The organism is Vreelandella zhaodongensis (assembly GCF_013415115.1).
GTDB classification, from domain to species: Bacteria; Pseudomonadota; Gammaproteobacteria; order Pseudomonadales; family Halomonadaceae; genus Vreelandella; species Vreelandella zhaodongensis.
On record NZ_JACCDD010000002.1, the window covers coordinates 400,848 to 425,281 of the forward strand.

A 24,434-nucleotide genomic window follows, 5' to 3' on the forward strand; every position below is an offset into this window, starting at 1 on the left:
TAAAATTGCACCAAGCTAATTAATCACCCCCTCATTCGCACCAAAGTAGTGCGATCAACCATCGTCAACCGCTATCCCCTTGCTGTTTCCGCATAATAATTAGCGCGATAAGGATAACTGCCTATGGATCCAAAGTGGAATAATTCTCATTACTAAAACCAAATCTTGGCAACACCCTCTTTGGAAAACCACTCCATGCCTTTTTCATATCGACTCACATGCACTGCCCTTATCCTTTCCTATCCCTTGCTTGCCTTCGCTGACGTTCCTGACGAAACATTAGACAATTTGTTAGTGACCGGTGAGCGCCTCACTTCCAACAGTGAAGGAACACAACGCTACACAGTTCCCGCTAGCCGAAGTGCCGTAGGGCTTTCATTGACGCCACGCGAGACCCCTCAATCAACGAGTGTTATTACTCGCCAACAAATCGACGATCGTGCTGTACAAACAGGGGGAGATGTTTTAGCCCAAGTACCTGGCATTTCGCCAAGCCGAGCTGACAGCAACCGTATTAGCTATGCCGCGCGTGGTTTCTCAATACGCAGCGTCCAGTTTGACGGACTAAACATCCCGCTTAGCCACTTTTGGAATTTTGGCGATACCGACTGGGATGCGGCGATTTATGACCGAGTTGAGGTGGTTCGGGGGGCAACCGGTTTGTTGACCGGCGCTGGCGAGCCCTCGGCAAGCGTTAACTTCATTCGCAAACGACCACTACCAGAGGCTGCCGCGTCTGTCTCCGCAGGCATCGGCCGTTGGGATCGTCGTCGTGCAACTGCTGATGTGTCGGTACCGTTAAGCAGTGATGGTACGACAGGCGCTCGTTTTGTCGTGGCCAAAGGCCAGAGCGATAGCTTTATCTCTCATCTCGAAGATAGCCATGAGACGCTTTATGGCGTTATCAGCAGCGAACTTACACCCGCTACTCAACTGACAGCAGGTGTTGAATATCAGCACAACGAAACGGTCGGCGCAGGGGCCAGTGTCCCGGCCTTTTATGCTGACGGTAGCCGAACGGACTTTGACCGCAGCGCATCGAACAACACCCACTGGTCAACGTTTTATAACGAGACCACCCGCGTGTTTGCTGACCTTAGCCACCAACTGGATAACGGCTGGACGTTACGCGCCGCCGTTAGCCATAACGATGGCAACTACGGTATGGAATACCTCTATCGCGGCGGCTTCCCAGACAGGGAGACAGGTCTCGGTATGTCCAGCTCCTTCTTGAATTACCGCGGCAATCGTACTCAACAAACCGTGAACGTTACGGCCGAAGGTGATTTCAGCTTATTCGGCCGTCAACATGAGCTGGGCATTGGCTGGATGCATAATAAGGATGACTTTGAGATAAAACTGGCCACGCCTGTTGGTGCGCCGCCCTCCACGGGTAGTTACTTTAATTGGCGAGACAGTGTGGTGGCCAAGCCTCAGTGGGGAGCGTTCAATAGCTCGGATAAGATGCAGGTAACGCAAAGTGGTGGCTATATGGTGTCGCGCTTTTCGCTGAGTGACCCGCTTAATCTCATTTTAGGCGTACGCCTGAGCGATTGGGAACTGGATCAGACCTACTATGGAACTGAGCGGCAATACCGGTACAGCAATGAATTAACGCCTTATGCGGGCATTATTTACGATATTAATGACTACGCGTCTGTTTACGCGAGTTATACCGAGATTTTCCAGTCTCAGAATGCCCGGCGTGAGGATGGCTCTCTACTCGATCCCATCCAGGGTCGTAGCTATGAGCTAGGCGCTAAGGCAACCCTTCTGAATGGCCAACTAGATAGCAGCATTGCGCTGTTTAGAACGGATCAAAACAACGTCGCTGAAGCTATTCCTGGCGTTGACGTAATCGGCCAGCCTGGAACGTCAGCCCACCGTAGTGTCGATGGAAACCAGGTCAATGGCGTAGAGGTCGAGTTGATTGGCGAAGTGGCGACTGGCTGGAACCTGAGTGCCAGCTACACGCTTGCCAATGCAGAAAATGCCGACGGCAAGCGCACCAATACCTCTCACCCACGCCAACAGATCAAACTGTTTACCACCTACCAACTGCCGGGCGCATGGAGTGGCTTAACACTAGGAGGCGGGGCACGCTGGCAAAGCGATATTTGGCGGAACACGTCCAGTCCCAATGGGCAGGTGAAGGTTGGGCAAGACGCTTACGCCGTTGCTGATCTGATGGCACGCTATCGCTTCAACGATCAATTAAGCGCGCAATTGAACATCAATAATGTGTTTGATAAGGACTACTACGAGCAAATTGGTTTCTACAGCCAATACTGGATTGGCGAACCTCGTAGCGCCGTTATGTCCATCAACTGGGATTGGTGAGTGATCGAAGCTATTTGCCCTTGGGGATGCGCAGATTAAGCACGTATCGGCGCTTGCAAGCGCTGGGTTGACTACTGCCACTGGCGGTGACGCTCAATCACCGCCAGACCAACAAATACACACCCTGCCGAGATACTTAGGCAGCCTAGCCACAGTGTTATTGCAAGCCCTGTGCTCCAGGTTTCCATTGCCAACCAAAGCGGCCCACCTAGTACCGCGCTTCCCACCCAGGACCAAGGTTTTTGCTGAACAGACTTAAAGCCGCAACGGCGGCGATGGCGGCTATCCGATAGCGCAATTAACGCAAAACCCAGCGTACAGAGTGCCAGAATCGTGATGAGCATCATGATGCCACCTGAATGGGCTGCACACGGGAAAGCGCTTTTTTAGCGGCTCGTCTCATCTGCCATCCGATGATCAGCGCGCCGACTAAGCACATCAGGTCAACGCTAACGCGCTGCCAATTACTTGCAGCTAGGTCATCTAGAACGCTGTAGGAGGGGGTTAAAACATTCAGTAGCGGCAGGCAAAGCAACAAGATAACGGTCAGCGTTAGCTGTTCCCGCCACGCCTGTGAGGCAGAGCGCCTTAAGACCGCATGTAGCAACGCGAGCAGCCAGGCGGCAAAGAAAATGTGGATTTCCCATTGAGCACGCCCACTAAGCGCCACCGGTAAAAGTCGGTTGCTGACGAAAAAGGCCAATACTGCAATCGGCATGCCGACCAGCGTCGCTATGTTAAGCCGCTCGACACACCATATCCCCACCACACTGCCCTTCTTGTACTTACGCTTTGACGTCCATAGCAATAGCCCGGTTGCCACCATGCCACACCCAGCAGCGCCCAACGCAAAATAGATCCAGCGCATACCCCAGTCGGCAAAACGTCCTGCATGCAACCCCACCATAACGCCGTGTGCTTGTTCATCAACACGTTGCGACTGAGTCTCTGCTAACAACGCGCCCAAACTTGCCTCATAGATGCGTTGTGGGCGGTGTGCCGATAACGCCTCGTGGGCACTCTGCCATACCACGACACGCGCACCTGCATCACCGGGATGACTGACCCTCACGGACTGCACCGGCTTCTGCCAATATCTTTCGGCATCGCTGACCAGCTCGCCAAGGGCGTGTAACGCTGCGGGCTGCCCTGTGGCTGAGTCAGAGAGGGGAAAGGCATGCAGTTCACTGATCGCTTGGCGACGTTCATCAGCATCGGGAAATGCGCGTTCTACTCCCCAAGGCATATAGAGTGACATGAGCGTTATCAAGCCGGTATAGGTAATCATTAGCTGAAAAGGCAGCGTTAAGACAGAAAATGCATTGTGAGCATCTAGCCAGCTACGGGCGCCCTTCTGGGGTCGGAAAGCAAAAAAATCGCGCAGAATTTTTTTATGGGTTATCACGCCGCTGATGATTGCCACGAACATCATCATGGTGGCGATACCAATGATCCAGCGGCCATAGACGGCGGGGAGGTGATGCAATTGAAAATGGAATCGGTAGAAAAAATCCCCCCCACGCGTTTCACGCGGGGTTACCAACGCCAGGGTGGTTGGGTCCAGCACCACCTGCTCTCTCCCATCCGCCCCAAACCAAACGGCTGTCGAGACCGACATGCGCTCATTAGGAAAGGTAATCTGCCAGCTTCTCGCTGATGAGGCATGTTCAGCAAGATAGTGCTGCCAGTAATCAGCCAGACGTCGGTTCTCCCACTCAGCGTTCGCGGCGACACTCGGTAGTTCGGGCTGCATCCAAAACGAGATGCTCTCTTTGAAGTAACTCAGTGTTCCCGTCAGAAAAACGGCAAACAGCAGCCAAGCGGCTAACAAGCCACACCATGTGTGCAGCTGAGCCATGTTACGCCTCACGCTGTGCTTAGTGGATGCCATAGCTAACTACCAACAGTAGGCCGCAAGCAGCGAGACCAATAGCGCCCCAAAGGCGTACTAGGCTCGGCGTGATAAACGACCAGGTAGCCACGCCCGCCCAAATAATGAAGCTCCCCATCATTCCGATACGCAGAGACATCATAATATCTAGCGGTAAGCTAAGCGCGGCTACCGAGAACAGTGCAGCGACTATATAGCCGCCAAGCGTCGCGGCCAGGATGCGGAAGAAAAGCACCCAATAAGAGGGGAGTGAAACGTTGGACAACATTGCGCATCTCGGTGCGAGCCATAAATCACCACTTTAATGCAAAAGCTTTTCATTTGCATTAGTGTAAGTAACTTATTTAGCACCTGCTGCACAACGTTTAGGTTAACCAAATGCGCGGTGTGTGGGCGGCACGTGAGATCCAGCGCGGGCGTAATAGGTGCCAGGCCTGTTCACACAGCGCCCAGGCTTCATTACGGGAGTTTCCAAGGTAGCGCAGCAGCAGAACGCCATGGCGTACGGTAACTGCCCAGCGAGGGTTGTCCGGCAGCGCTTCGCGTAGCTCATCAACCGCCGCACCGGCATCTTCTAAACCAACCACCCACAAAGTGGCTTGCACTGTGGCGCCCCCCTGTCCCCAGCGCCCGTTAAAACGCGGATGTGCTGGGTCTAACGGTTGGCGTTCAAGCCACAGCGGCTTGCCATCCAGGGTTAAACGAAAGTGCTGCTCAATACGGCCTGATACATAGGGTAGCTCACTTGCTGGGCGGCCCAGCGCCATGATTTCCCAGCCCAGGCAGCGGGCATTGCCATTCAGCGCAATATGCGTTCGCTGGGTGCCCTTAGAGCCGTCAAAGGCAATGGTTTCCTGGGGCAACCATTCAAGGATGCCGCCATCTTCCACGTTAAGTTCGGTATTTTGGTTCCAAGCGACGCCCTGGCTGTCAGCTTTATAAAGCTTGTTGGCCGCAGGTGTGGTGAGCAGCGCGTGGGCACCACGCTCGATGTGGGCGCTAATCGTTAGTGCATCCCCGCTGACCAAGCCGCCGGGCGGGTGCAACACGTACACATGGCAGGCTTCTGTGCTGCCTTCAGGGTAAAACGGGCGCTGCACTCTCAGCGGCCCCTGGTGACGCGCTTGTATCAGCCGTGTTGTGCCATCGCGGTTGGCAAAGCGAAGCGCCAGCGATGCCGCCCAATGGCGCTCTTCGTCAAAGCGGTGACCCGAGCCAGCGGCAGGTGTCGCGAGTTCGCACAGAATCATGGGAGCGTTTGCTTCCTGTTAATCAACATTTCAACTTGAAATGCAAGGAATGCGCCAAAATGGTGAAAAAGGCTGACACTCCGCTTCAACAGCCGCGAGAGGTGGAAAAAGACAGTCTCACCCCGCCCTTTCTGCACCACAAAAGTCAAAGCCAAGACAGCCTGCACCGCAATCGCACATTTATGCGTTTTGTACGACCACTCGGTCACGCCCACTACGTTTCGCTTGGTAAAGGGCTTGATCAGCGAGCTGCATTGAACGCTGATAATCAGGGTGGCCGTCGTGAAGCGTTACACCCACACTGACGGTTACGTTAAGCAGCGTATCGGCGGCGGCCAGCATGGGTTCTTTGGCCACTGCACGGCGTAGGCGCTCGGCAAATAGTCGGCTGCCATCTTGATCAGTGTCGACCAACACAATCAAAAACTCTTCGCCACCCATACGGAATACATAATCACCACCACGGGTGGAACGATCGAGGATACTGGCCACCTGCTGCAGCACATTGTCGCCAGCATCATGGCCGTGGGTATCGTTAATCGCCTTGAAGTGGTCTATATCCACCATCAGCAGGGCAAAGCGTTTTTCTGAATGGCGGCCAATTTCAATTTCCCGGCTCAGCACCACGGGAAGAAACTTGCGATTCAACAGGCGAGTCAGGCTATCGCGCCCTGCTTCTAGTCCCGAGGCACGCTCCAGCACGTCGTCCAGTAGCATTAAAATGGTGCGCGCTGCATCGCGAATATCACTCAGGGCATTAAGCCGTTGGGTCATGTCATCTAGCCCCAGTGCAACAAGCCACTCTTGATCCACTTGGCGAATATGGCGCGAAATCGTGTTGATTTCTGGCGAGCCTTCAAAGGCATGGCAGGCTTTGTGAAAATACCACAAGCCAAACTCCGATTTGGAAAGCTTGGGCAGCGTCGCCGTTTCCTGCTGCGCAGCAACGGCAAACATCAGCTCATTTTCCCAGTTCAATAACGCAGAGCGCTGACGCTCGCGTTCGTCCCCAATATTCTGGGTAAGAGCAAATAGCTTGTACGCTTCTTCGGTGCGTGCATTGCGGTCATTGGCGACTGAGTAGGCGTGGCTCATGATTTCCATGGCCATATCAATATGATCTGAGATGTAGACGGATGCATCACCTGGCGATAGAGGCGTGGCAAACGTAGCGTTAATTTGTTGATAAAATGCCTGTTTTAACTGCCTTGCCCCGTTTAGCACCAAATTAATGGGAATATCGACGCGGGCATGCACATGGCCTACTTTCTCCTGCTGTTCTACCAAGCCGTAAAAATCGACCTGTTCAACGGCAAACATTGCTTTCAGCCACCGCCGCATAGACGGGTTTAAACGCTCCCGCACTTGGTCATTGGAGAGAAAAAGCGACGCATGGGGATCTTCCAGCATTACCCCATAAAAATGATCCGCAAAGCGGTCACAGTGGAGCTCTACCAACGTTTCCACTGCTTGGCGCAGCAATATTGGCGTGCGCTCTAAAAGCACTTGCCATTCGGCGGCGAGCTGATGTTTATCTTTATAGCGCATTGCGCACCCAATTATTATTAAGAAGACGCATCATCTTACACGCAAAATAATAGTGCCAATGCGTACTCAGCTCAGGTTTTTCATCATAAGCCCGCCATTGCCTTGAGTGGGGCACGATTGTGAATCAGACAACGCTGTGAATAAGACAGTGGCGGGTGCCAGTGAAACTGGCTGTGGATAACTTAGACGGTCAAATGTTGCTTAATTAGTTCATTGGAAAGCGCGGCGATATCGCCTTTGGCGACCGGACGGCCGCGATCCATAATCACGAAGCGGTCAGCGTATTTACGGGCAAAGGGCAGCTTCTGCTCCACCAGTAATACCGTCAGACCATCCTCTTTGATCAGTTGGCGAATCACCTGACCGATTTGTGCCACAATGTTGGGCTGAATACCCTCCCCTGGCTCATCCAAAATCAGCAGTTTGGGTTCTATCACCAGCGCGCGGCCAATGGCTAGCTGCTGTTGCTGCCCGCCGGATAAGTCACCACCACGGCGATGCCTCATCTCTTTTAAAACAGGGAACAGCTCATAGATGCGCTCGGGGATTTTTTTCAGCCCATCGCTGCGCGCTGCCAAGCCGGTGCGTAGATTCTCTTCCACCGTAAGCAGCGGAAAAATCTGCCGCCCCTGGGGGACAAAACCAATTCCCAAACGAGAGCGCGCTTCCACGGCTTTTTTGGTCAGCTCAATCTCGCCGCCAGCGCCCTGGTAGCGCAGTTGGCCACTTGTCACCGCCACTTCACCCATGATGGCCTTCATTAAGGTGGTTTTACCCACCCCGTTACGGCCCATCACGCAGGTACATTGGCCTGCAGGCACGTCGAGATTTAAATCCCACAAGGTGTGACTTTCCCCGTAGAACTGGTTGAGTTGTTCGATTGCCAGCATCAGGCGGCCTCCTCGTCATCCGCACCCAGATACACCTCGACCACGCTGGGATCACTGGCGACCTGATCCATACTGCCTTCTGCCAGCACGCTGCCTTGGTGAAGCACGGTCACTTTACGCGCAATGGAACGTACAAAGCCCATGTCGTGCTCTACCACAACAACCGACTGCTTACCCGCCAGTCCCGTCAGCAACTCTGCGGTGCGCTCCATCTCTTGTTCTGTCATCCCGGCAACGGGTTCATCTACCAGCAACAATCGCGGGCGCTGCATTAACAGCATGCCAATTTCCAGCCACTGCTTTTGGCCGTGGGAGAGAATACCTGCCGGTTGGAAACGCAGCTCGATCAGGCCAATGGTTCCTAGCACTTCATCGATGCGGTCTTTAATTTCACCGGTCATACGAGCGGTTAGCGTGGGAAAAATTCGCTTGTCCGCCGCCATCGCCAGCTCCAGGTTTTCGAACACGCTAAGCGCTTCAAATACCGTGGGCTTTTGGAACTTACGGCCAATCCCCAAGCTAGCGATATCCGGTTCATTCATTTGCAGCAGATTATGGCGGCTGCCAAACCACACGCTGCCTTCATTGGGGCGCGTTTTGCCGGTAATGATGTCCATCATGGTCGTTTTACCGGCCCCGTTGGGGCCGATAATGCAGCGTAGCTCGCCGTCATCAATGGTCAGGTTCAAGTTATTGATCGCCTTGAAGCCATCGAAGCTCACTGAGACATCTTCCATATACAGAATCGGGCCATGGCGCACATCCACCGGCGACGCCTGAGGCGCCATAAAATCAAACACCCGATCCCGCGTGGTTAGCGATTGCAATAAGCTCATGCGGTTGCCTCCTTGGGCGGATGGTCGTCACGGGTTTTGCGTTTGAGATAGCGAAATAACCCTGCCACGCCCTTCGGCAGAAACACAGTAACAAGGACAAACATCGCGCCCAGGGCAAACAGCCATGCATCGGGCATTACACCGGTGAAAATTGTTTTAGCGTAGTTGACCAGAATCGCCCCGATAACCGCGCCATATAGCGTGGCGCGACCACCCAGCGCTACCCACAGCACGATTTCAATCGAGAAAATTGGCGAGAATTCGCTAGGATTGATAATGCCCACCTGAGGCACATAAAGCGCACCAGCTAAGCCTGCCAGCATGGCGGAAACCACGAACACAAACAGCTGGAAGCGTTCGACTCGGTAGCCAATAAAACGCGTGCGCGCCTCGGCATCCCGGGTTGCCACGCACACTCGGCCTAGCTTGCTGGTGACAATCGCGCGGCACAGGATGTAGCCCAGCGCCAGCGCAACGCCGGTGGCAATAAACAGCCCTAAGCGGGTGTCGTTACTGCGCAGGTTGTAGCCCAGCAGTTCGCGGAAATCGGTTAAGCCGTTGTTGCCACCAAAGCCCATCTCGTTGCGGAAAAACGCCAACATCAGGGCAAAGGTTAATGCTTGGGTAATAATCGACAAATAGACGCCGGTTACCCGCGACCGAAAGGCCAGGAACCCGAACACTAGTGCTAATAACCCTGGCGCTATCAGCACCATCGCAAAGGCAAACCAGGCCATATCAAAGCCAAGCCAGTACCAGGGCAGGCTGTCCCAGTTTAAAAACACCATAAAGTCCGGCAATACTGGGTGGCCGTAGGTGCCGCGTTCACCAATTTGGCGCATCAAGTACATGCCCATGGCATAACCGCCGATGGCAAAAAACGCCCCATGCCCCAAGCTTAAAATACCGAGATAACCCCACACCAAGTCCACGGCAACAGCTAGCAGCGCATAACTTAAATACTTACCGAACAAGTTAACGGTGTATGCCCCCACATGCAGCGGGTTATCCGGCGGCACCGCCACGTGCAAGATTGTTACCAGTGCCAATGCAGCTAACAGCACAGAGAGAAAGATCTGCGTTGAGCGTTCGCTGAACGGGCGTGTTAGCCAAAAATTTGTCGATGATTCTGTCGTCAATGACATCGCTTAGCCCTCCGCAGCCCGGCCCTTCTGCGGGAAGAGTCCACGCGGGCGTTTTTGAATGAATAGAATGATAAACACCAGCACGATGATTTTGGCCAACACCGCACCCGCCCAGGGTTCCAGCACCTGATTGATGACCCCAAGCGATAGACCAGCGACCAGCGTTCCCCAAAGATTGCCTACGCCGCCGAACACCACCACCATGAAAGAGTCGATGATGTAGTTCTGCCCAAGGTTGGGGCCGACGTTGGTAAGCTGCGACAACGCAACGCCCGCTAAGCCTGCCACGCCGGAACCCAATGCAAAGGTCATAATATCGACCCGCGTTGCGCGGATACCCATGGAGCGTGCCATAGCGCGGTTTTGAGTCACGGCACGCACTTCCAGCCCAAGTCGCGTGCGGCGCATAATCAGCATCAGGCCTGCAAACACCACCAGCGCAAAACCCAGTACATACATACGGTTGAGCGTTAGCGATAGTGCATCATTGACCACCAATGAACCGCTCATCCACTCAGGGGTAATGACCGTGCGGTTAAGCGGCGAAATACCAGTGCGAACCAGCTGTTGAAGAATCAAACTGATACCAAAGGTTGCTAATAGGGTCTCCAGCGGGCGGCCTTTGAGGAACTGAATCACACTACGTTCGATGGCAACCCCCGCCAGCGCTGCAACCATAAAGCCTGCTGGAATCGACAGGATCAACGCCAAACCTGGTTGTCCGGGCAATAACTGCTGCATTGCCCAGGTGGTATAAGCGCCCAACATGATCAGCTCGCCGTGAGCCATATTAATTACGCCCATGACGCCAAAGGTGATCGCTAACCCAATTGCCGCGAGCACTAGCACCGAACCCAGGCTTAAGCCGAAGTAGAGCGTTTCCAGACCACGGTTTATTTTTAGATTTTGCTCAATGCTGATCAGCGCTTCATTGGCGGCATCGGCGATAATCGGGTCATCGCCATTAGCGGCTCGGTTAAGCGCTACCCGAACACGTGGGTGCAAACTGCCTCGCAGTGTTTCCACCCCTTCCAGCTCGCCGCTTTCCACTTGGTAAATAGCCAACGCTTGGGTCAGCCTGCGCTTTACCTGAGCATCTTCTTCCTCAGCGATCAGTTCACTGAGCGGTGCGGCCAGCTCTTCGTCGACCTCACCCAATAGCCGGGTAGCCGAGGTGCGACGGCGCTCTACGTCTGGTGAATAGAGATCCACCACAGCAATAGCGCTACGCAACTGATTACGCAGGGCATTGTTGATACCGATACGGTCTAAATCACGCCGAGACATGTCGCCAAGTGGCTCGCCGGTTAAGGCATCAGCAACTGGCCAATCGCGGCCTCGGTTTTCGAGCACCACCACGAAGCGGCCATCGTCAGTGCGCTGTAAGCGACCATCTAACAATGACTGCAACCAGTCGCGAGCGCGCTCATCATCGCTTTGCAAAATAGCGATAATTGCTTCGCCTTTGGCAGGATAGGAACGCACGTCCAGCGCTTCTAGTAGCTCAAGCGCCGCTGCGTCATCAGCCTCAACGGTGGCGCTTGTTTGTGCCTGAGCGGTGACTGTGACGCTGAACAACAGCAGGCACAGCAACCCTAAGGAAAGGAAACGCCTCATGGGGTTCTTCCTTTGGTTAACAAAAAGGGGGAACTGAATATAACGGTGCCAAGAACAAGTTTCCGCGAGGGCGCTGTGAGCCCATCCATGGGCGCTACTTTCGCCATCTGACCGCCATGGATGGCGGAAATGCTGGAACGGTCCGGAACATTTTCCAGCCATGGCGAAAGCCCCTCGCTTCAACCTGTCCTGACACCACGGCGTTAACTGCGGTCATTTCCCTGCTATATATCGCTTTAGTTACTCAGCAAGAGCCGCTTCGGCTTCTTCTGCGGCGGTGCTACCACCACACGAGCCGTTCACAACGTTGAAGTTGCCGCAGCGCATCGGTGCACGCCAGTCAGCAATCAGGTCACGCGATCCTGGCAGGTAGTCAGACCATGCATCGCCCGCCACAGTAGACGGCGTTTGCCAGACGATATCGAACTGGCCGTTGTCCTGAATTTCACCAATCAGTACCGGCTTGGTAATGTGATGGTTGGGCATCATCGCCGCATAGCCGCCGGTGAGGTTCGGCACCGTCACGCCGATAATGGCGTCTTTCACCGCATCAACGTCTGTGGTGCCCGCTTTGCGCACCGCTTCGGCCCACATATTGAAGCCAATGTAGTGCGCTTCCATAGGGTCGTTGGTCACGGCATCTTCGTCACCGGTGTAGTCGATCCAGGCATCGATGAAGTCGTAGTTGTCGTCAGTATCGACGCTCATGAAGTAGTTCCAGGCTGCCAAGTGGCCAACCAGCGGCCCCGTATCAATACCGGTGAGCTCCTGCTCGCCCACTGAGAAGGCGATGACCGGGATATCGGCAGCGTCGATGCCTTGGTTAGAAAGCTCGGTGTAAAACGGCACGTTGGCGTCGCCGTTAATTGTTGAGATCACCGCCGTGGGTTTCCCCTCTTCACCAAAGCGACGTATTTCTGACACGATATTCTGCCAATCTGAATGACCGAACGGCGTGTAGTTGACCATGATGTCTTCTTCCGCAATGCCGTGCTCATCCTTGAGGAATGCTTCCAAGATGCGGTTGGTGGTGCGCGGATAAACATAGTCGGTGCCGACAAGCGCAAAGCGTTCAATGCCGACTTCATTAATTAGATACTCAACCGCAGGGATCGCCTGCTGGTTGGGTGCTGCGCCGGTGTAAAAGACGTTTTCAGATGACTCTTCGCCTTCATACTGCACTGGGTAGAACAGCAGGCCGTTCAACTCTTCGAAGACAGGCAATACGGCTTTGCGAGATACGGAGGTCCAATTACCAAACACCACGTCTACTTCATGCTGTGCCAGCAGTTCCCGAGCGCGTTCCGCAAACAGTGGCCAGTTAGAAGCAGGGTCGACCACAACAGCTTCAAGCTGACGACCCAACAGGCCACCGGCTTCATTTTGCTGTTCGATCAACATTTCAACGGTGTCTTTAAGGACGGTTTCACTAATGGCCATGGTGCCAGAGAGTGAATGCAGGATGCCGACCTTAATCGGGTCGTCATCTTGGGCAACTGCTTGAGCACTGGCCCCCATGACGGCGGCGGCGATTAAAGCAGTAGCGAAACGGCCAACAGTACGCGGGTGTGTCTTGCGCTTCAGTGTGGTCACTTGAACCTCCTTGCGCCCCTTATAAGAAGGGCTCGTTATATGAGCGTCGCGGCCAAGTCATCTTCCCATCGCACAAGGCGATCGCGGGGATTGATAGACCTGTCGCATCCACTAGCAATAATGATCTGCAAGGTTTGCGCCACTTCAAAACCAACAACTTTAAAAAAAATTAAATCAATCAGTTAGCGTTGAATATAACGGCGGCTCTAGCACGCTTCGCACTATCGTGGCGCGCTAGCTTCTGAAAAATGCACACCGTCCATGCACCACGACGATACCCCGCACCAACAAGGTGCCCGGTGAGCTACCGATAAAAAAGCGCCCTAGGTAACTAGGGCGCTTTTAATCGCAGGAGGGCTCGTTAGCCGTCGCTCAGCACTGGCTACATCACTTTTTTGCGACGCTTTTTTAGTAACGGTAACGCAAGCGATAGCAGCGCGATCAGCAGCAGCGACAGCGAAATAGGTTTATCAATGAACGTCATCCAGTCGCCTCCCGAGATCTGCAACGCACGGCGCATGGACTCTTCCATAATGTTGCCTAAAATCAGCGCCAGAATCAGCGGTGCAGCAGGGAAACCGAATAAACGCATCCCCAGCCCCAGCAGGCCAAAACCAAGCAGCAGCAGCAGGTCAAATATACTGAAGCTCATGCCGTACACGCCGACCATACAGAAGATAAGAATCAGCGACAGCAGAAGCGGCCTGGGCAGGTCAAGAATCTTGGCGATCAGAGGAATCAGCGGCAAGTTAAGCACCAGCAAGAAAATATTGCCGATATACATACTGGCGATAACCCCCCAGAACACATCTGGGCGCTGTTCCAGCATCATCGGGCCAGGTGTGACCCCCATTACCAGCAGCGCCCCCAGCAGGACGGCCGTTGTGCCAGACCCCGGCACACCTAAGGTTAAAAGCGGTACAAACGAGCCGGTACACGCCGCATTATTTGCCGCTTCCGGCGCGGCTACGCCCTTGATGTTGCCTTTACCAAAAGTATCGCCGTCTTTGGCAATGCGTTTTTCCATGCTATAGCCAAGAAATGAGCCAATCGTCGCGCCCGCCCCTGGCAACACACCAGTGAAGAAACCCAATACCGAGCTACGGCTAACAGGGCCTGCTATCTGCTTTACTTCACTTCGGCTCAATTTTAACGAACCAATCGCATTACGCGGCGCTTCTTTACCGCCACCACCACGCAGCAACATATAAAATACTTCTGCCAAGGCGAAAATACCCAGCGCCACTACCAGGAAGTCGATACCGTCAAGCAAGTGGGCAGAACCAAAGGTAAAGCGCTCGGTTCCGGTTTGTAGGTCAATGCCGATGATCGAAATCATCACCCCAATCACCGCCGCAATCAGACCTTTTACCAGTGATTTATCGGAAAGCGATACCACGGCCGTCAACCCCAGCACCATCAGTGCAAAGTATTCAGCAGGGCCAAAGCTCACCGCGACCTTAGACAGCAGCGGTGCTACCAACATCAAGAAAACAATCGAAATAGTGCCGCCAACAAAGGAGGAGTAAGCGGCAATCGCCAGCGCTTTACCTGCCAAGCCTTGTTTGGCCAGAGGGTAACCATCAAACGAGGTGGCCACCGTTCCTGCAACGCCCGGAGCATTGAGCAGGATAGAAGAAGTAGAACCACCAAAGATGGCACCGTAATACACCCCAGCCATCAAAATCAGCCCTGAAGAGGGCTCCATGGCAAAGGTAATCGGGATCATTAATGCCAGTGCGCTGATCGGCCCAAGGCCGGGCAGCATGCCGATAATTGTGCCGGCAAATACACCAGCAAATACGTAAGCGATATTCATTGGCTCTAGCGCAATGCCAAAGCCATACATCAAATTGTTAAAGGCATCCATGGGCGTATCTCTCAATAAAACCGCTAACCGTGCGTTATTTCGCCGTCATTAAAACGGCAGCACACCGGTGGGTAGATAAACATCCATTACCCGCGTCATGGTGATGTATAGGGCCAACACTATCCCCAGCGATGTTGCCAAGCTAACCCCGTGGCGACGGTAGCCGTAATAGGCAGTCAAACCGAAACATAACAGTGTCGACGCCAGCACAAACCCAAGCGGTACCAACAATAATGCGTAAGCTGCAACGGCAATAGCCGTCACCACTACCCTTGCCCAAGGCGTTAGTAGCAACGGGCCGTGACTGCTTTCATCCACTTCGTCGGCACCGGCAACAGCACTCGGTTTTTCAAAGAACAAGCACACCGCAAGTAGCAGCAGAGAGATACCCAGCACTTTGGGAAACAAGTCAGAGTCGACTGGCCGCGGCAGCGGAAAGTTAGGAATTTGCCACGCCATTGCCAGATAGGCGGCAGCCACCAGCGCTAATACAAGCGCCAGCCATTGGTTGGTATTGAAACGAGTCATGTGAAATCTCCCCGAAGGAGCTGTCGCGATTAAGCTCAGGTCCTCGCGGTATCAGACGTAAGATCCCGGCGACAGGCCGCCGCCGAGAGACTTCATGGGGTATCAGCTAACGCGGCAGGTTACTGGCGCAATAGACCCAGGTCGCTTAGCACGCTGCTAAATTGCTCTTTTTGCTCATCCAAGAAAGCGCCGAAGGTTTCGCTATCCTGGTAAGCATCCAGCCAACCCAGCTGATCACGCGCCTGCTGCCAACCGTCAGTCTCTAACATCTCAGTAAACAGGGTTTCGTAATAGGCAACCGCTTCTTCCGGCATATCAGGAGCGCCCATCACGCCGCGCCAGATATCAAAGGTGTAGTCCACGCCTTGCTCTTGATAAGTGGCCACATCGGCTAAGCCACCACCTAAGCGTTCAGGAGAAGAGACGCCTAGCGCACGTAGCTGACTGCCCTCACCTAACTGACCTACCGCCTCGCCTGCACCAGTAATGACCGCCTCAACATGACCACCCATCAGATTGGTCATGGCGTCGCCACCACCCGAGAAGGGAATATAATTCACCGAAGAGGCATCCAGGCCCGCAGCTGAAGCCAAGCCCGCCACCGAGATATGGTCCATGGAGCCTGGTGCACTACCGCCACCGATACTGAGGCTGTTGTTCTCTTTCAGCGCATCAAACAAGTCGTTGATGGTTTGATACTCGGAATCAGCCTCCACCAAAATGATCGAGTAATCCGTAATGAGTCGGGCAATCGGGGTAAAGTCGGTGTGATCATGGCGCGATGCGCCAGCCAGTGGCACCAGAATAATCGGCGGACTGGTTGCGAACAGTTTATGAGGATTGCCGCTATCACGGGCTATTTGTGCCCATGCGACAGCACCACCGCCGCCAGGAACGTTAATGGCAGCAAAATTACGCTCGGCAAGCTGCTCTTCTTGTAACACGCGAGACACCGTACGTACCAAGGTATCCCAACCGCCACCTGGGTTAGCGGGTGCAACGAACTCGACTGAGCGGCTAGGCGTCCACTCATCGGCGTGAGCAGAGGTTGTCATGGCGAGAGCAGCCATCGGTAGGGCAAGCACGGCAAAGCGCTTCAGTGAAAGCGTGGTCATGGGCGTTCTCCACATTAGTTTGTGTTGTTATAATCGCGTTGTTATATGGTGGTTACGCTTTAAACATTAGAAGAGTGTCTCTCTCTGAGACAAGTTTGTGACCATAAATAACAAAATGTGCGTTGTGTGCGTTTTGTTCATTCTGTTCACTGCCCATCACGTCATAGTGCTTCTAGCCACCCTTGCGCTGTTTCAAGTAACCGATAGCGCCGTTCAGGACGTCCGACATCGCCATAACCAAGCGCTGCACTAACGGCCTGTTCAGCCACCAAAAACTCCAAATAACGTCGCGCGGTTGAGCGGCTGGCTCCCATCGCTTTCGCTACTTGCATCGCCGTCTGCGACTCTTGCTCGGCGGCTAGCGAATCGATAACTCGGCGCAGCGTTAAGCGGTCGATACCCTTGGGCAATGCGCGTGTGGCAAGCCGCTGGGGCTCCCCCGGCTGAAGGCGAGCCAGCACATGATCCAGCTCGTCTTGATTCATTTCAGCCCGATTGGCCAGTGCTTCTCGCTCGCGACGAAAGCGAGTCAGCATTTGGCTCATGCGCGCCGCTTCAATGGGTTTAATCAGATAATCAAAGACACCACCGCGTAACGCTTCACTGATTGTTTCTACTTCACGGGCGGCGGTTACCATGACGATATCCACATGCACATAGTCGCGGCGAATGGTCCATAACAGCTCCAGGCCTTCCACGTCAGGCAAGTAAGCATCTAATAAGATCAATTGGATAGCCTCAGCATGCTGAGCCATCAGTGCTTTGGCTTCGCTACCATTGCGTGCCATACCCACCACATAAAACCCTTCGCTCTGCTCAATAAAGGCTTTGTGGATATCTGCAATGCGAAAGTCGTCTTCGACGACCAAAATACCGTATTGCGTCGCAGACATAGTGATTCCTCTTGCTGGCGTCATTATTATGATTAAGAAATAGTGTCCGTTTGAGCACAAAGAGAACGGTCCAGCACGGCAATGAAACACGCACCGCCTAATTCGCTCTCTTCTAGCGTCACCGCCCCGCCATGTTGACGACAAAGCCGCGCGACGAGCGCTAAACCAATGCCACGATGTTTGCCAGTTTTAGTAGAAAAACCTTCTTGAAAGATTGACTCCGCGTGCTCACTGGGCACACCTGCACCATTGTCCTCTACCTCAATGAGCAACTGCTCTCCCAAGTCGGTGAAAAACAGTCGCACGTTTGGTGCATCGCTGTTTGGGCCATTGAGGGCTGCATGACAGGCATTATCTAATAAGTTGCCAACCACACTCATCATTACTTCCTGCCCGGTGACCGTCAGCGCACAGGAAAGCGAGCTTTGCTCATCAATTTCCAGTGTAACGCCCAGCTCACGGGCACGGGTAAGCTTACCCAGTAGCGTACCGCTTAACACCGCATCCGCCACATGGCGCATCAAAAAACTCATTTGCGCTTGGGCTCGCTCGGTTTCCTGGTGGATAAGCGCTAACGCCTCGTCGATCCGATTAAGCTGCAACAGGCCGGAAATGGTATAGAGTTTGTTGGAAAATTCATGCGCCTGGGCACGCAGCATATCGACATCCCGACTGGCCTGAGTCAATGCCTGTGAAAGATCAATAATTTCACGGCGACTACGAAACGTCGACACAGCACCTTCAATCTCGCCCTCATGCAGAATAGGCACGCGATTGGCCACCACTGGGTGATCTCCTAGCCACATTTCCTGATCAAACTCCTGCTCGCCGTGCTTTAACACCTCTAATAGCCTTGAGTTGGGCACCACCTCTCGAATCGGCTGGCCTAATAATACTTGCTCATCGGGCAACCCTAAAAAGCGCCGCGCCTGCTGATTGACCAAGGTAATCTGTCCGTCGCGGTTAACCGCTAAAATGCCTTCATGGATCGATTGCAAGATGGCCTCTTTTTCCATCGCTAAACGGGCAATTTCATGAGGCTCTAAGCCGAGGATAATTTTTTTAAGGTGCTGTGATAACCAGTAGGCCCCTGCAAATCCCAATACAATCATCAGTACTATCAGAGCCCATCCGATATTGGTGTGACGAGCGACATCGATATCCACCCGTTCAAGCATGAAGCCCACCGACACCACACCAATGATATTGCCCTCTTCGTCCCAAATAGGCGCTTTACCGCGCATGGCCGTGCCCAAACTGCCGGTCGCCTCTGACACATAGGACTGACCATAAATCAACGCTTGGTCGTTATCTCCCCCCACCATCGGCAAGCCGATACGTTCGGGCACAGGGTGCGAGTAGCGAATCGACTGCGCATTGCCCACCACTACATAGCGAGCACCGGTTTCTTGGCGCACACGTTCAGCAAGGGGCTGAATAATCAATGAGGGATCAGGTGTCGAAAACGCATTAACAATTTGCGGCATGCCAGCCACGGTTTTGGCAACAGCCAGCGCTCGCTCGCCCATTTGGTAGGTAATGATTTCCGCTTTGCGGTGATTTAAATAAGTGCCTTGGGCAAGCAACATACCCGCCAACAGCAAGCCCACTAGCAGCATAACCTGCAACCGGAAGCTACGCTTATACCAACGGCGCTTAGCACGAGGGCGACGCCAGCGCTGTAATTCAACTAGCATACGGGGGCGGGGAGCAGTCATAGCGGAACTCACAATGCGCGACAGCGTCATTATGGCATGCAGCGCCAAACGACGTTAGTCGTTACACTTCATTGTAATTTTGCTTATATAGCAACCTCTTATTTCGCGTCGACTTATACACTCACATCACTCAATATGCGCACCCCTGTTCAATCGCTCGCACCGCTCTACACTCAAGGAGGAGTTCCGTGCTAAGCCTTTTAAGAAATACCGTGCTAGCTAGCTGCCTGTTATGGGCAGCTACTGCTGCCGCTAGCCCGTTTTACGCGCCACCCCCACCACAAGAAGACACGCCTATTTTTAGCGGTGATGCTGAACTTGGCTTTACCCACCTCTCGGGCAATACCAATAGTCAAACATTGATCGGCAAAACCCGCTTAACATGGCTCACTGGCGACTTTACCCACTCCTTACGCGGTGAAGTGCGAAACGTCAGCAAGGATGGCAAGACAAGTGCCGAGCAGTACTTATTCGCAGGACGCGAGCGCTATGATTTTAACGGCCCACACTATTTATTTGGCTTTGCCCGTTGGGAGAAGGATCGGTTTGCCGGCTACGACCAGCAGCTTTCAGTCGTAGGTGGTTATGGCCGGCAATTGTTGGATGGGCGCCACTACCTTTCCTTGGAAGCGGGGCCTGGTTATCGTCATGACCGGCTGCGTGATGATGAGAACGAGCGGCTCGCTGTCGCCTACACGGCGCTCGACTATCGATTTGGGATTTCTAATTATGCGGATATTGCCCAGGAAGTATCGGTGGAATATACCCATGAAAACACTACGTCACGTTCACTAACAGCGTTAACGGCACGGCTTAATTCACGTCTTTCGCTACGTTTATCCCATGAGATTAAGCACAACTCCCAGCCACCTGAAGATGCCAGCGAACGCACGGATTCCACCACCAGCGCCTCGCTGCTGTATCGCTGGTGAAGCGTCATTGCTTACTTTGCCATCAGCACTAGAACTTATTTACAATCACTATCAGATAGTTAGCTAATTTTCCAAGCAATCACTGCTGTCACGATTATGTCCATCATGGTGCACACCCACACCTTGGCGCACCATTTTTATGCATTTTTCTCCCTTATCATTAGACCTTCGTCTATATTCACGATATAATGCTCTCAGTTTCCTGTCCTCGCGCCATTCAATGAATGGCGCTTTTTTTTGCTTTAAAAATCAAGCATATCTAGGTATTAAGCCTACCTACGCCTGGTTTTTCTAAGCTCAATGCTCTGCTTCTCGACCTCTCATTACATCAAACATAGGTGTTCGTAATGAACCAACCTGCCCCAAATAGCGAGGGTCCTTCGCGGTTTTCCCTTGGCGACCCCATCGTGCTGCTACTCAGTATTGGCTTCATTGTGGCCTTTCTTGCACTCTCCTTTTACGACATTGATTTAGTCGCTAATTCGATTAGCGCTGGTTTTGCGTGGACGGCACTGGTGCTTGGCAGCTATTTTCAGCTGCTGCTTTTATTAACTTTTTTCATTGCCATAGGCGTAGCCGTTTCCCCTGCATCGAAGGCCAAAATCGGCAACCTTGATGCACCAGAAATGAGCACGTTTAAGTGGCTGTCGATTATTCTGTGTACCCTGCTTGCGGGTGGCGGTGTGTTCTTTGCCGCCGGCGAGCCGATATATCACTTTGTAGTGACACCACCAGCATTTGACTCTGAAGCAGGCACTGCCGACGCAGTCGCTGGAGCAATGGCGCAGTCATTTATGCACTGGGGCTTTTTAGCCTGGGCAGTACTTGGCTCGCTAACCGCAGTAGTGCTCGCCCATGCGCACTACGTAAAAGGTCAACCATTAAAGCCGCGCACGCTGCTTTACCCTGTTTTTGGCGAGCGCCTCATGCGCGGCCCACTTGGTGGCTTGGTAGATGCCTGCTGCGTGATTGCGCTGGTAGCAGGTACGGTTGGCCCCATTGGGTTTCTGGCCACACAGGTCAGCTTTGGCTTACATGAGCTGTTCGGCCTCCCCGAAGGTTACCCTGGCCAACTCATTATCCTAGCGGTACTCGGCTGCATTTACGTGCTCTCCTCCATGAGCGGTATTCATAAAGGCATTCAACTGCTTAGTCGCTTTAACGTACTGCTGGCACTGGCTATTGGTGCGGTAATTATTGTGTTTGGCCCCACGCTATTTTTGGTCAACACCTATGTATCGAGCATGGGTGCTTATATGAGTGAGTTCTTCACCATGGCTACCATGACTGCCGACACTGCCCCCGACTGGTGGATGCAGTGGTGGACGGTCTTTTTCTTTGCTTGGTTTATTGGTTATGCACCGCTGATGGCGATTTTCGTGGCGCGTATTTCACGTGGGCGTAGTATTCGCGAGATGATTCTTGCCGTGGCGGTACTCGCCCCCATTGCTACCACCATATGGTTTACCCTACTTGGCGGTTCGGGCATTTACTACCAGCTCACAGGCGTGATCGACCTGACTGAGGCGCTGAATAACTTCCAGTTTGATGTGGCGACACTCACCGTGGCCCAAGCACTACCCGGCGGCACCTGGATGGCGCTGGCAATTTTGTTACTAACTACGATTTTTGTGGCCACCACAGGTGATTCGATGAGTTATGCCATTGCAGTAGTGGGAGCTGGCCATGATGACCCAAGCCCCTACGTGCGAGCCTTTTGGGGAATTGCCATGGCGCTAATGGCGGCGGTGCTGTTGCATATGGGCGCTGGGCAGATTGGCGCATTACAGCAGTTTATCGTGATTACTGCGATTCCTGTTTCACTGATTTTGCTTCCATCGCTATGGAACGGTCCTCAAGCAGCCTACGCCATGGCGCGCGAGCAAGGCATTATCGAGTAACGGTTGATAGTCCTTATGTTATAGACCTTCCAGTAGGCGCAGAATCATCTGCGGCTGCTGGTTGGCCTGAGCCAAAATAGCGATACCGGCCTGCTGTAGAATTTGCGCGCGAATTAGATTGGAAACTTCACGGGCATAATCAGCGTCTTGGATACGCGACTGAGCAGCAGACGTGTTGATAATGTTGGTATTGAGGCCATCAATCACACTTTCGAAGCGATTTTGCACTGCGCCTAAATAGCTCCGCTGGCGATCCACTCGTTTGATAGCGTCATCCATCGCCTTTAGCGGGTTATCCGTTGCGCTGCCATCATCTAAAACACTATAGCTTTCCAGCCCTAATGCCTGCCTATTCATGCCTTCGAAGCGAACGGCAATGCTGTCGCCATCGTTAGCACCTACCTGAATATTTACCACCTTGGTGCTATCAAACAACCCGATGCCGTTGAAGTTGCTCTGCCCGGCAATGCGATCAATCTCTTCTAGGCGCTGACCAATTTCATCTTGGATTGAGACCAGATCATCAGAAGAGTTAGTGCCGTTAGCCGCCTGCACACTCAGTTCACGAATACGCTGCAAGTTATCGTTAATTTGGTCGAGCGAGCCCTCCGCTGTTTGCACCATGGAAATACCATCGTGGGTATTACGGATAGCTTGGCTCATACCCCGAATTTGAGCCCCCATACGATTAGCGATCGCTTGCCCTGCCGGGTCATCTTTAGCGCTATTAATGCGCAACCCAGAGGACAGCCGTTCCATCGCCGTCTGCATGGCTTGCTGACTGCCGCGCAAATTGTTCTGCGCGATGAGAGACATCAGGTTCGTATTTAGGCTTAACAACGTGCGCCTCCGAGGAAGGTTAGCCTGCCCACATTATGGAGGCTATAGACCTACTATCGGCCATCACGCCAAAATCATGAATGCTCTCGTTGCTTAAGCGTGCGGCAACTGGCCGTCAGCACCTCATCGACTGGACGACGCACATAGCTATGCTGATAGTATCCTTCATCGATGATTTCCCCATCCCACGCCACGATATCTAAATCCATGGTTCTCGGCCCTGATTTAATGGGGCCACGTACACGCCCAAGACGATTTTCTACGTCTTTTAAGTAAGCGCGGAAGGCGTCGTAAACCAGGGGTGTTCGCACGAGTAGCGCTGCATTTAGGAAGTCGGGCTGGTGTTGGTAACCCACCGGGGCTGTGCGAATCGCCTCTGAACTCGCTATGAGCTCACATTCGCTGCGCAAAATGGTCAACGCTTCAACAAAGTGGTGTTCTGGCTCAATATTGGTGCCCAAAGAGATTAGGCACTCATGGTGGGCCGCACCAGGGGTCGTTTGTAACAACATGTGTTGCATAGCTACTTCCTAATCTTAAAGGCCCTCGTCATGGAGGCATAACCCAAGAGCGATGATCGAATTATGTATATGTCTATAAGATTAGCTGGCCTGCTAATTTGTGCAAGCTCTGTACAAGTTATTGACAAACGCTACGCTCACGCAGAAAGTCATGCTTAACGCTTAGCTTAATACGATGAACCGTTAAACCATTATGGGGAACCCTAGATGAGCACACCTGCTGCACTCGTAACTGGTGGCGCGACGCGCTTGGGGCGCTTTTTCGCCGAAGCCCTGGCGGATAAGGGCTATGATATTGCCTTACACGTGAACAGCTCACGCACTGAAGCTGAAGACGTCGCCAAGACGATTCAAGCCAAAGGTCGGCGCTGCGAAATACTGCCCTGTAATTTTTTGAACGATTCTCTTGAAGAGCTTGTGGTCGCTGCCAAACAGCAGTTCCCGAGTCTAAATGTGCTGCTTAATAGCGCATCTGCCTATGAACCTGCCCCCATTGCAGATACCGACATGGCCATGCTGGAAACGCAGTTTAGGGTCAATATGTTTACGCCATTGCTGCTGACTCGGCACTTTGCAGACGCCGTCGAGAACGGACAGGTCATCAACATCATTGACAATAAAGTGGCTTACCACCAATACCCCTATGCGGCGTATTTATTGTCCAAAAAGAGCCTTGCCGATATGACACGCATGGCGGCACTGGAGTTTGCGCCGCGCCTGCGCATTAATGGCATCGCTCCTGGTGTGGTACTGCCCGCGTCTCAACGTACCAGCGACTATATTCAATGGCGTATTGAAGGTATCCCCGTTCAGCACCAGGGCAGCCCAACCCACCTTGTACAAGCCTTGCACTACCTAATGGATAATGACTTCGTTGCTGGGCAAATTCTATTCGTCGACGGTGGCGAATCGATCAATCTTGAAGGGCGTCACTCAGAGAACTATTCCAACTAAGCAATTATTCCACCTAAACTATTCCATTCCATCTAAACAACTATCCGAACGA

At 53.2% G+C, this 24,434-nt stretch carries 21 protein-coding genes; 4 read left to right on the forward strand and 17 right to left on the reverse strand.

The window, feature by feature from the left end:
• The first annotated feature begins 195 nt into the window (after positions 1-195).
• Positions 196-2,340, forward strand: a complete 2,145-nt coding sequence (fauA, locus tag HZS79_RS05160; RefSeq protein WP_179927243.1) for a TonB-dependent alcaligin siderophore receptor FauA — start codon at positions 196-198, stop codon at positions 2,338-2,340.
• Between the two features lie 71 nt (positions 2,341-2,411).
• On the opposite strand, the gene HZS79_RS05165 is transcribed toward fauA, so the two are convergent.
• From HZS79_RS05165 to HZS79_RS05235, 15 genes are all read right to left on the reverse strand, one after another.
• Positions 2,412-2,687 carry a DUF3325 family protein gene (locus HZS79_RS05165; protein ID WP_162216908.1) on the reverse strand — a complete coding sequence of 92 codons (276 nt, stop codon included), beginning with the start codon at positions 2,685-2,687 and terminating at the stop codon, positions 2,412-2,414.
• Positions 2,684-4,198, reverse strand: a complete 1,515-nt coding sequence (locus HZS79_RS05170) for a PepSY-associated TM helix domain-containing protein (protein ID WP_179927244.1) — start codon at positions 4,196-4,198, stop codon at positions 2,684-2,686. Before HZS79_RS05170 ends, HZS79_RS05165 begins: the two co-directional genes overlap by 4 nt.
• 19 nt (positions 4,199-4,217) lie before the next feature.
• Positions 4,218-4,499, reverse strand: a complete 282-nt coding sequence (locus tag HZS79_RS05175; protein WP_179927245.1) for a DUF3649 domain-containing protein — start codon at positions 4,497-4,499, stop codon at positions 4,218-4,220.
• Between the two features lie 97 nt (positions 4,500-4,596).
• Complete coding sequence (locus HZS79_RS05180; protein ID WP_179927246.1) at positions 4,597-5,481, reverse strand: urease accessory protein UreD; 885 nt, start codon at positions 5,479-5,481, stop codon at positions 4,597-4,599.
• Between the two features lie 180 nt (positions 5,482-5,661).
• Positions 5,662-7,029, reverse strand: a complete 1,368-nt coding sequence (locus HZS79_RS05185; protein ID WP_162216904.1) for a diguanylate cyclase — start codon at positions 7,027-7,029, stop codon at positions 5,662-5,664.
• Positions 7,030-7,211: 182 nt separating this feature from the next.
• The gene (gene urtE / locus HZS79_RS05190) at positions 7,212-7,919 is read right to left on the reverse strand and encodes an urea ABC transporter ATP-binding subunit UrtE (RefSeq protein WP_162216903.1); all 708 of its coding nucleotides are present in this window, start codon (positions 7,917-7,919) and stop codon (positions 7,212-7,214) included.
• Positions 7,919-8,755 carry an urea ABC transporter ATP-binding protein UrtD gene (urtD, locus tag HZS79_RS05195; RefSeq protein WP_162216902.1) on the reverse strand — a complete coding sequence of 279 codons (837 nt, stop codon included), beginning with the start codon at positions 8,753-8,755 and terminating at the stop codon, positions 7,919-7,921. The genes urtE and urtD overlap by 1 nt, the downstream gene beginning before the upstream one ends.
• Positions 8,752-9,900, reverse strand: a complete 1,149-nt coding sequence (urtC, locus tag HZS79_RS05200) for an urea ABC transporter permease subunit UrtC (protein WP_179927247.1) — start codon at positions 9,898-9,900, stop codon at positions 8,752-8,754. Before urtC ends, urtD begins: the two co-directional genes overlap by 4 nt.
• Positions 9,901-9,903: 3 nt before the next feature.
• Positions 9,904-11,517 (reverse strand): urea ABC transporter permease subunit UrtB, encoded by a 1,614-nt coding sequence (gene urtB, locus HZS79_RS05205; protein ID WP_179927248.1) that lies wholly within the window; start codon positions 11,515-11,517, stop codon positions 9,904-9,906.
• A gap of 240 nt (positions 11,518-11,757) precedes the next feature.
• A complete protein-coding gene (gene urtA / locus HZS79_RS05210; protein WP_179927249.1) occupies positions 11,758-13,110 on the reverse strand; it encodes an urea ABC transporter substrate-binding protein in 1,353 nt (450 codons plus the stop codon).
• Between the two features lie 382 nt (positions 13,111-13,492).
• On the reverse strand, positions 13,493-14,980 hold the full coding sequence (locus HZS79_RS05215; protein ID WP_162216898.1) for a tripartite tricarboxylate transporter permease: 1,488 nt from the start codon (positions 14,978-14,980) through the stop codon (positions 13,493-13,495).
• Positions 14,981-15,028: 48 nt separating this feature from the next.
• Entirely contained in the window at positions 15,029-15,508 is a 480-nt protein-coding gene (locus HZS79_RS05220) for a tripartite tricarboxylate transporter TctB family protein (protein ID WP_162216897.1), read from the reverse strand.
• 119 nt (positions 15,509-15,627) lie between these two features.
• Positions 15,628-16,623, reverse strand: coding sequence for a Bug family tripartite tricarboxylate transporter substrate binding protein (locus tag HZS79_RS05225; RefSeq protein ID WP_162216896.1), 996 nt, complete (start codon positions 16,621-16,623; stop codon positions 15,628-15,630).
• A gap of 161 nt (positions 16,624-16,784) precedes the next feature.
• Positions 16,785-17,516, reverse strand: a complete 732-nt coding sequence (locus tag HZS79_RS05230) for a response regulator (RefSeq protein WP_162216895.1) — start codon at positions 17,514-17,516, stop codon at positions 16,785-16,787.
• A 32-nt stretch (positions 17,517-17,548) separates the two neighbouring features.
• Entirely contained in the window at positions 17,549-19,234 is a 1,686-nt protein-coding gene (locus HZS79_RS05235) for an ATP-binding protein (RefSeq protein ID WP_179927250.1), read from the reverse strand.
• 188 nt (positions 19,235-19,422) lie between these two features.
• Here HZS79_RS05235 and HZS79_RS05240 point away from each other — a divergent pair, with 188 nt between their 5' ends.
• Complete coding sequence (locus HZS79_RS05240; RefSeq protein ID WP_179927251.1) at positions 19,423-20,166, forward strand: DUF481 domain-containing protein; 744 nt, start codon at positions 19,423-19,425, stop codon at positions 20,164-20,166.
• A 347-nt stretch (positions 20,167-20,513) separates the two neighbouring features.
• Positions 20,514-22,067, forward strand: a complete 1,554-nt coding sequence (locus HZS79_RS05245) for a BCCT family transporter (protein WP_162216892.1) — start codon at positions 20,514-20,516, stop codon at positions 22,065-22,067.
• An 18-nt stretch (positions 22,068-22,085) separates the two neighbouring features.
• Here HZS79_RS05245 and HZS79_RS05250 read toward each other — a convergent pair whose 3' ends face one another.
• Both HZS79_RS05250 and folK read right to left on the reverse strand, forming a co-directional pair.
• A complete protein-coding gene (locus HZS79_RS05250; RefSeq protein WP_162216891.1) occupies positions 22,086-22,907 on the reverse strand; it encodes a flagellin N-terminal helical domain-containing protein in 822 nt (273 codons plus the stop codon).
• 74 nt (positions 22,908-22,981) lie between these two features.
• A complete protein-coding gene (gene folK / locus HZS79_RS05255) occupies positions 22,982-23,428 on the reverse strand; it encodes a 2-amino-4-hydroxy-6-hydroxymethyldihydropteridine diphosphokinase (protein WP_179927253.1) in 447 nt (148 codons plus the stop codon).
• Between the two features lie 207 nt (positions 23,429-23,635).
• Here folK and HZS79_RS05260 point away from each other — a divergent pair, with 207 nt between their 5' ends.
• Positions 23,636-24,382 carry an SDR family oxidoreductase gene (locus HZS79_RS05260; RefSeq protein ID WP_162216889.1) on the forward strand — a complete coding sequence of 249 codons (747 nt, stop codon included), beginning with the start codon at positions 23,636-23,638 and terminating at the stop codon, positions 24,380-24,382.
• Positions 24,383-24,434: the final 52 nt, after the last annotated feature.

Coding starts and splice junctions, on each gene's coding strand:
- HZS79_RS05235 (WP_179927250.1), bottom strand. CDS start 19,234: ATGACTGCTCCCCGCCCCCGTATGCTAGTTGAATTACAGCGCTGGCGT.
- HZS79_RS05220 (WP_162216897.1), bottom strand. CDS start 15,508: ATGACTCGTTTCAATACCAACCAATGGCTGGCGCTTGTATTAGCGCTG.
- HZS79_RS05230 (WP_162216895.1), bottom strand. CDS start 17,516: ATGTCTGCGACGCAATACGGTATTTTGGTCGTCGAAGACGACTTTCGC.
- folK (WP_179927253.1), bottom strand. CDS start 23,428: ATGCAACACATGTTGTTACAAACGACCCCTGGTGCGGCCCACCATGAG.
- fauA (WP_179927243.1), top strand. CDS start 196: ATGCCTTTTTCATATCGACTCACATGCACTGCCCTTATCCTTTCCTAT.
- HZS79_RS05260 (WP_162216889.1), top strand. CDS start 23,636: ATGAGCACACCTGCTGCACTCGTAACTGGTGGCGCGACGCGCTTGGGG.
- HZS79_RS05165 (WP_162216908.1), bottom strand. CDS start 2,687: ATGATGCTCATCACGATTCTGGCACTCTGTACGCTGGGTTTTGCGTTA.
- urtE (WP_162216903.1), bottom strand. CDS start 7,919: ATGCTGGCAATCGAACAACTCAACCAGTTCTACGGGGAAAGTCACACC.
- HZS79_RS05245 (WP_162216892.1), top strand. CDS start 20,514: ATGAACCAACCTGCCCCAAATAGCGAGGGTCCTTCGCGGTTTTCCCTT.
- HZS79_RS05180 (WP_179927246.1), bottom strand. CDS start 5,481: ATGATTCTGTGCGAACTCGCGACACCTGCCGCTGGCTCGGGTCACCGC.
- HZS79_RS05225 (WP_162216896.1), bottom strand. CDS start 16,623: ATGACCACGCTTTCACTGAAGCGCTTTGCCGTGCTTGCCCTACCGATG.
- HZS79_RS05170 (WP_179927244.1), bottom strand. CDS start 4,198: ATGGCTCAGCTGCACACATGGTGTGGCTTGTTAGCCGCTTGGCTGCTG.
- urtB (WP_179927248.1), bottom strand. CDS start 11,517: ATGAGGCGTTTCCTTTCCTTAGGGTTGCTGTGCCTGCTGTTGTTCAGC.
- HZS79_RS05215 (WP_162216898.1), bottom strand. CDS start 14,980: ATGGATGCCTTTAACAATTTGATGTATGGCTTTGGCATTGCGCTAGAG.
- urtC (WP_179927247.1), bottom strand. CDS start 9,900: ATGTCATTGACGACAGAATCATCGACAAATTTTTGGCTAACACGCCCG.
- urtD (WP_162216902.1), bottom strand. CDS start 8,755: ATGAGCTTATTGCAATCGCTAACCACGCGGGATCGGGTGTTTGATTTT.
- HZS79_RS05175 (WP_179927245.1), bottom strand. CDS start 4,499: ATGTTGTCCAACGTTTCACTCCCCTCTTATTGGGTGCTTTTCTTCCGC.
- HZS79_RS05185 (WP_162216904.1), bottom strand. CDS start 7,029: ATGCGCTATAAAGATAAACATCAGCTCGCCGCCGAATGGCAAGTGCTT.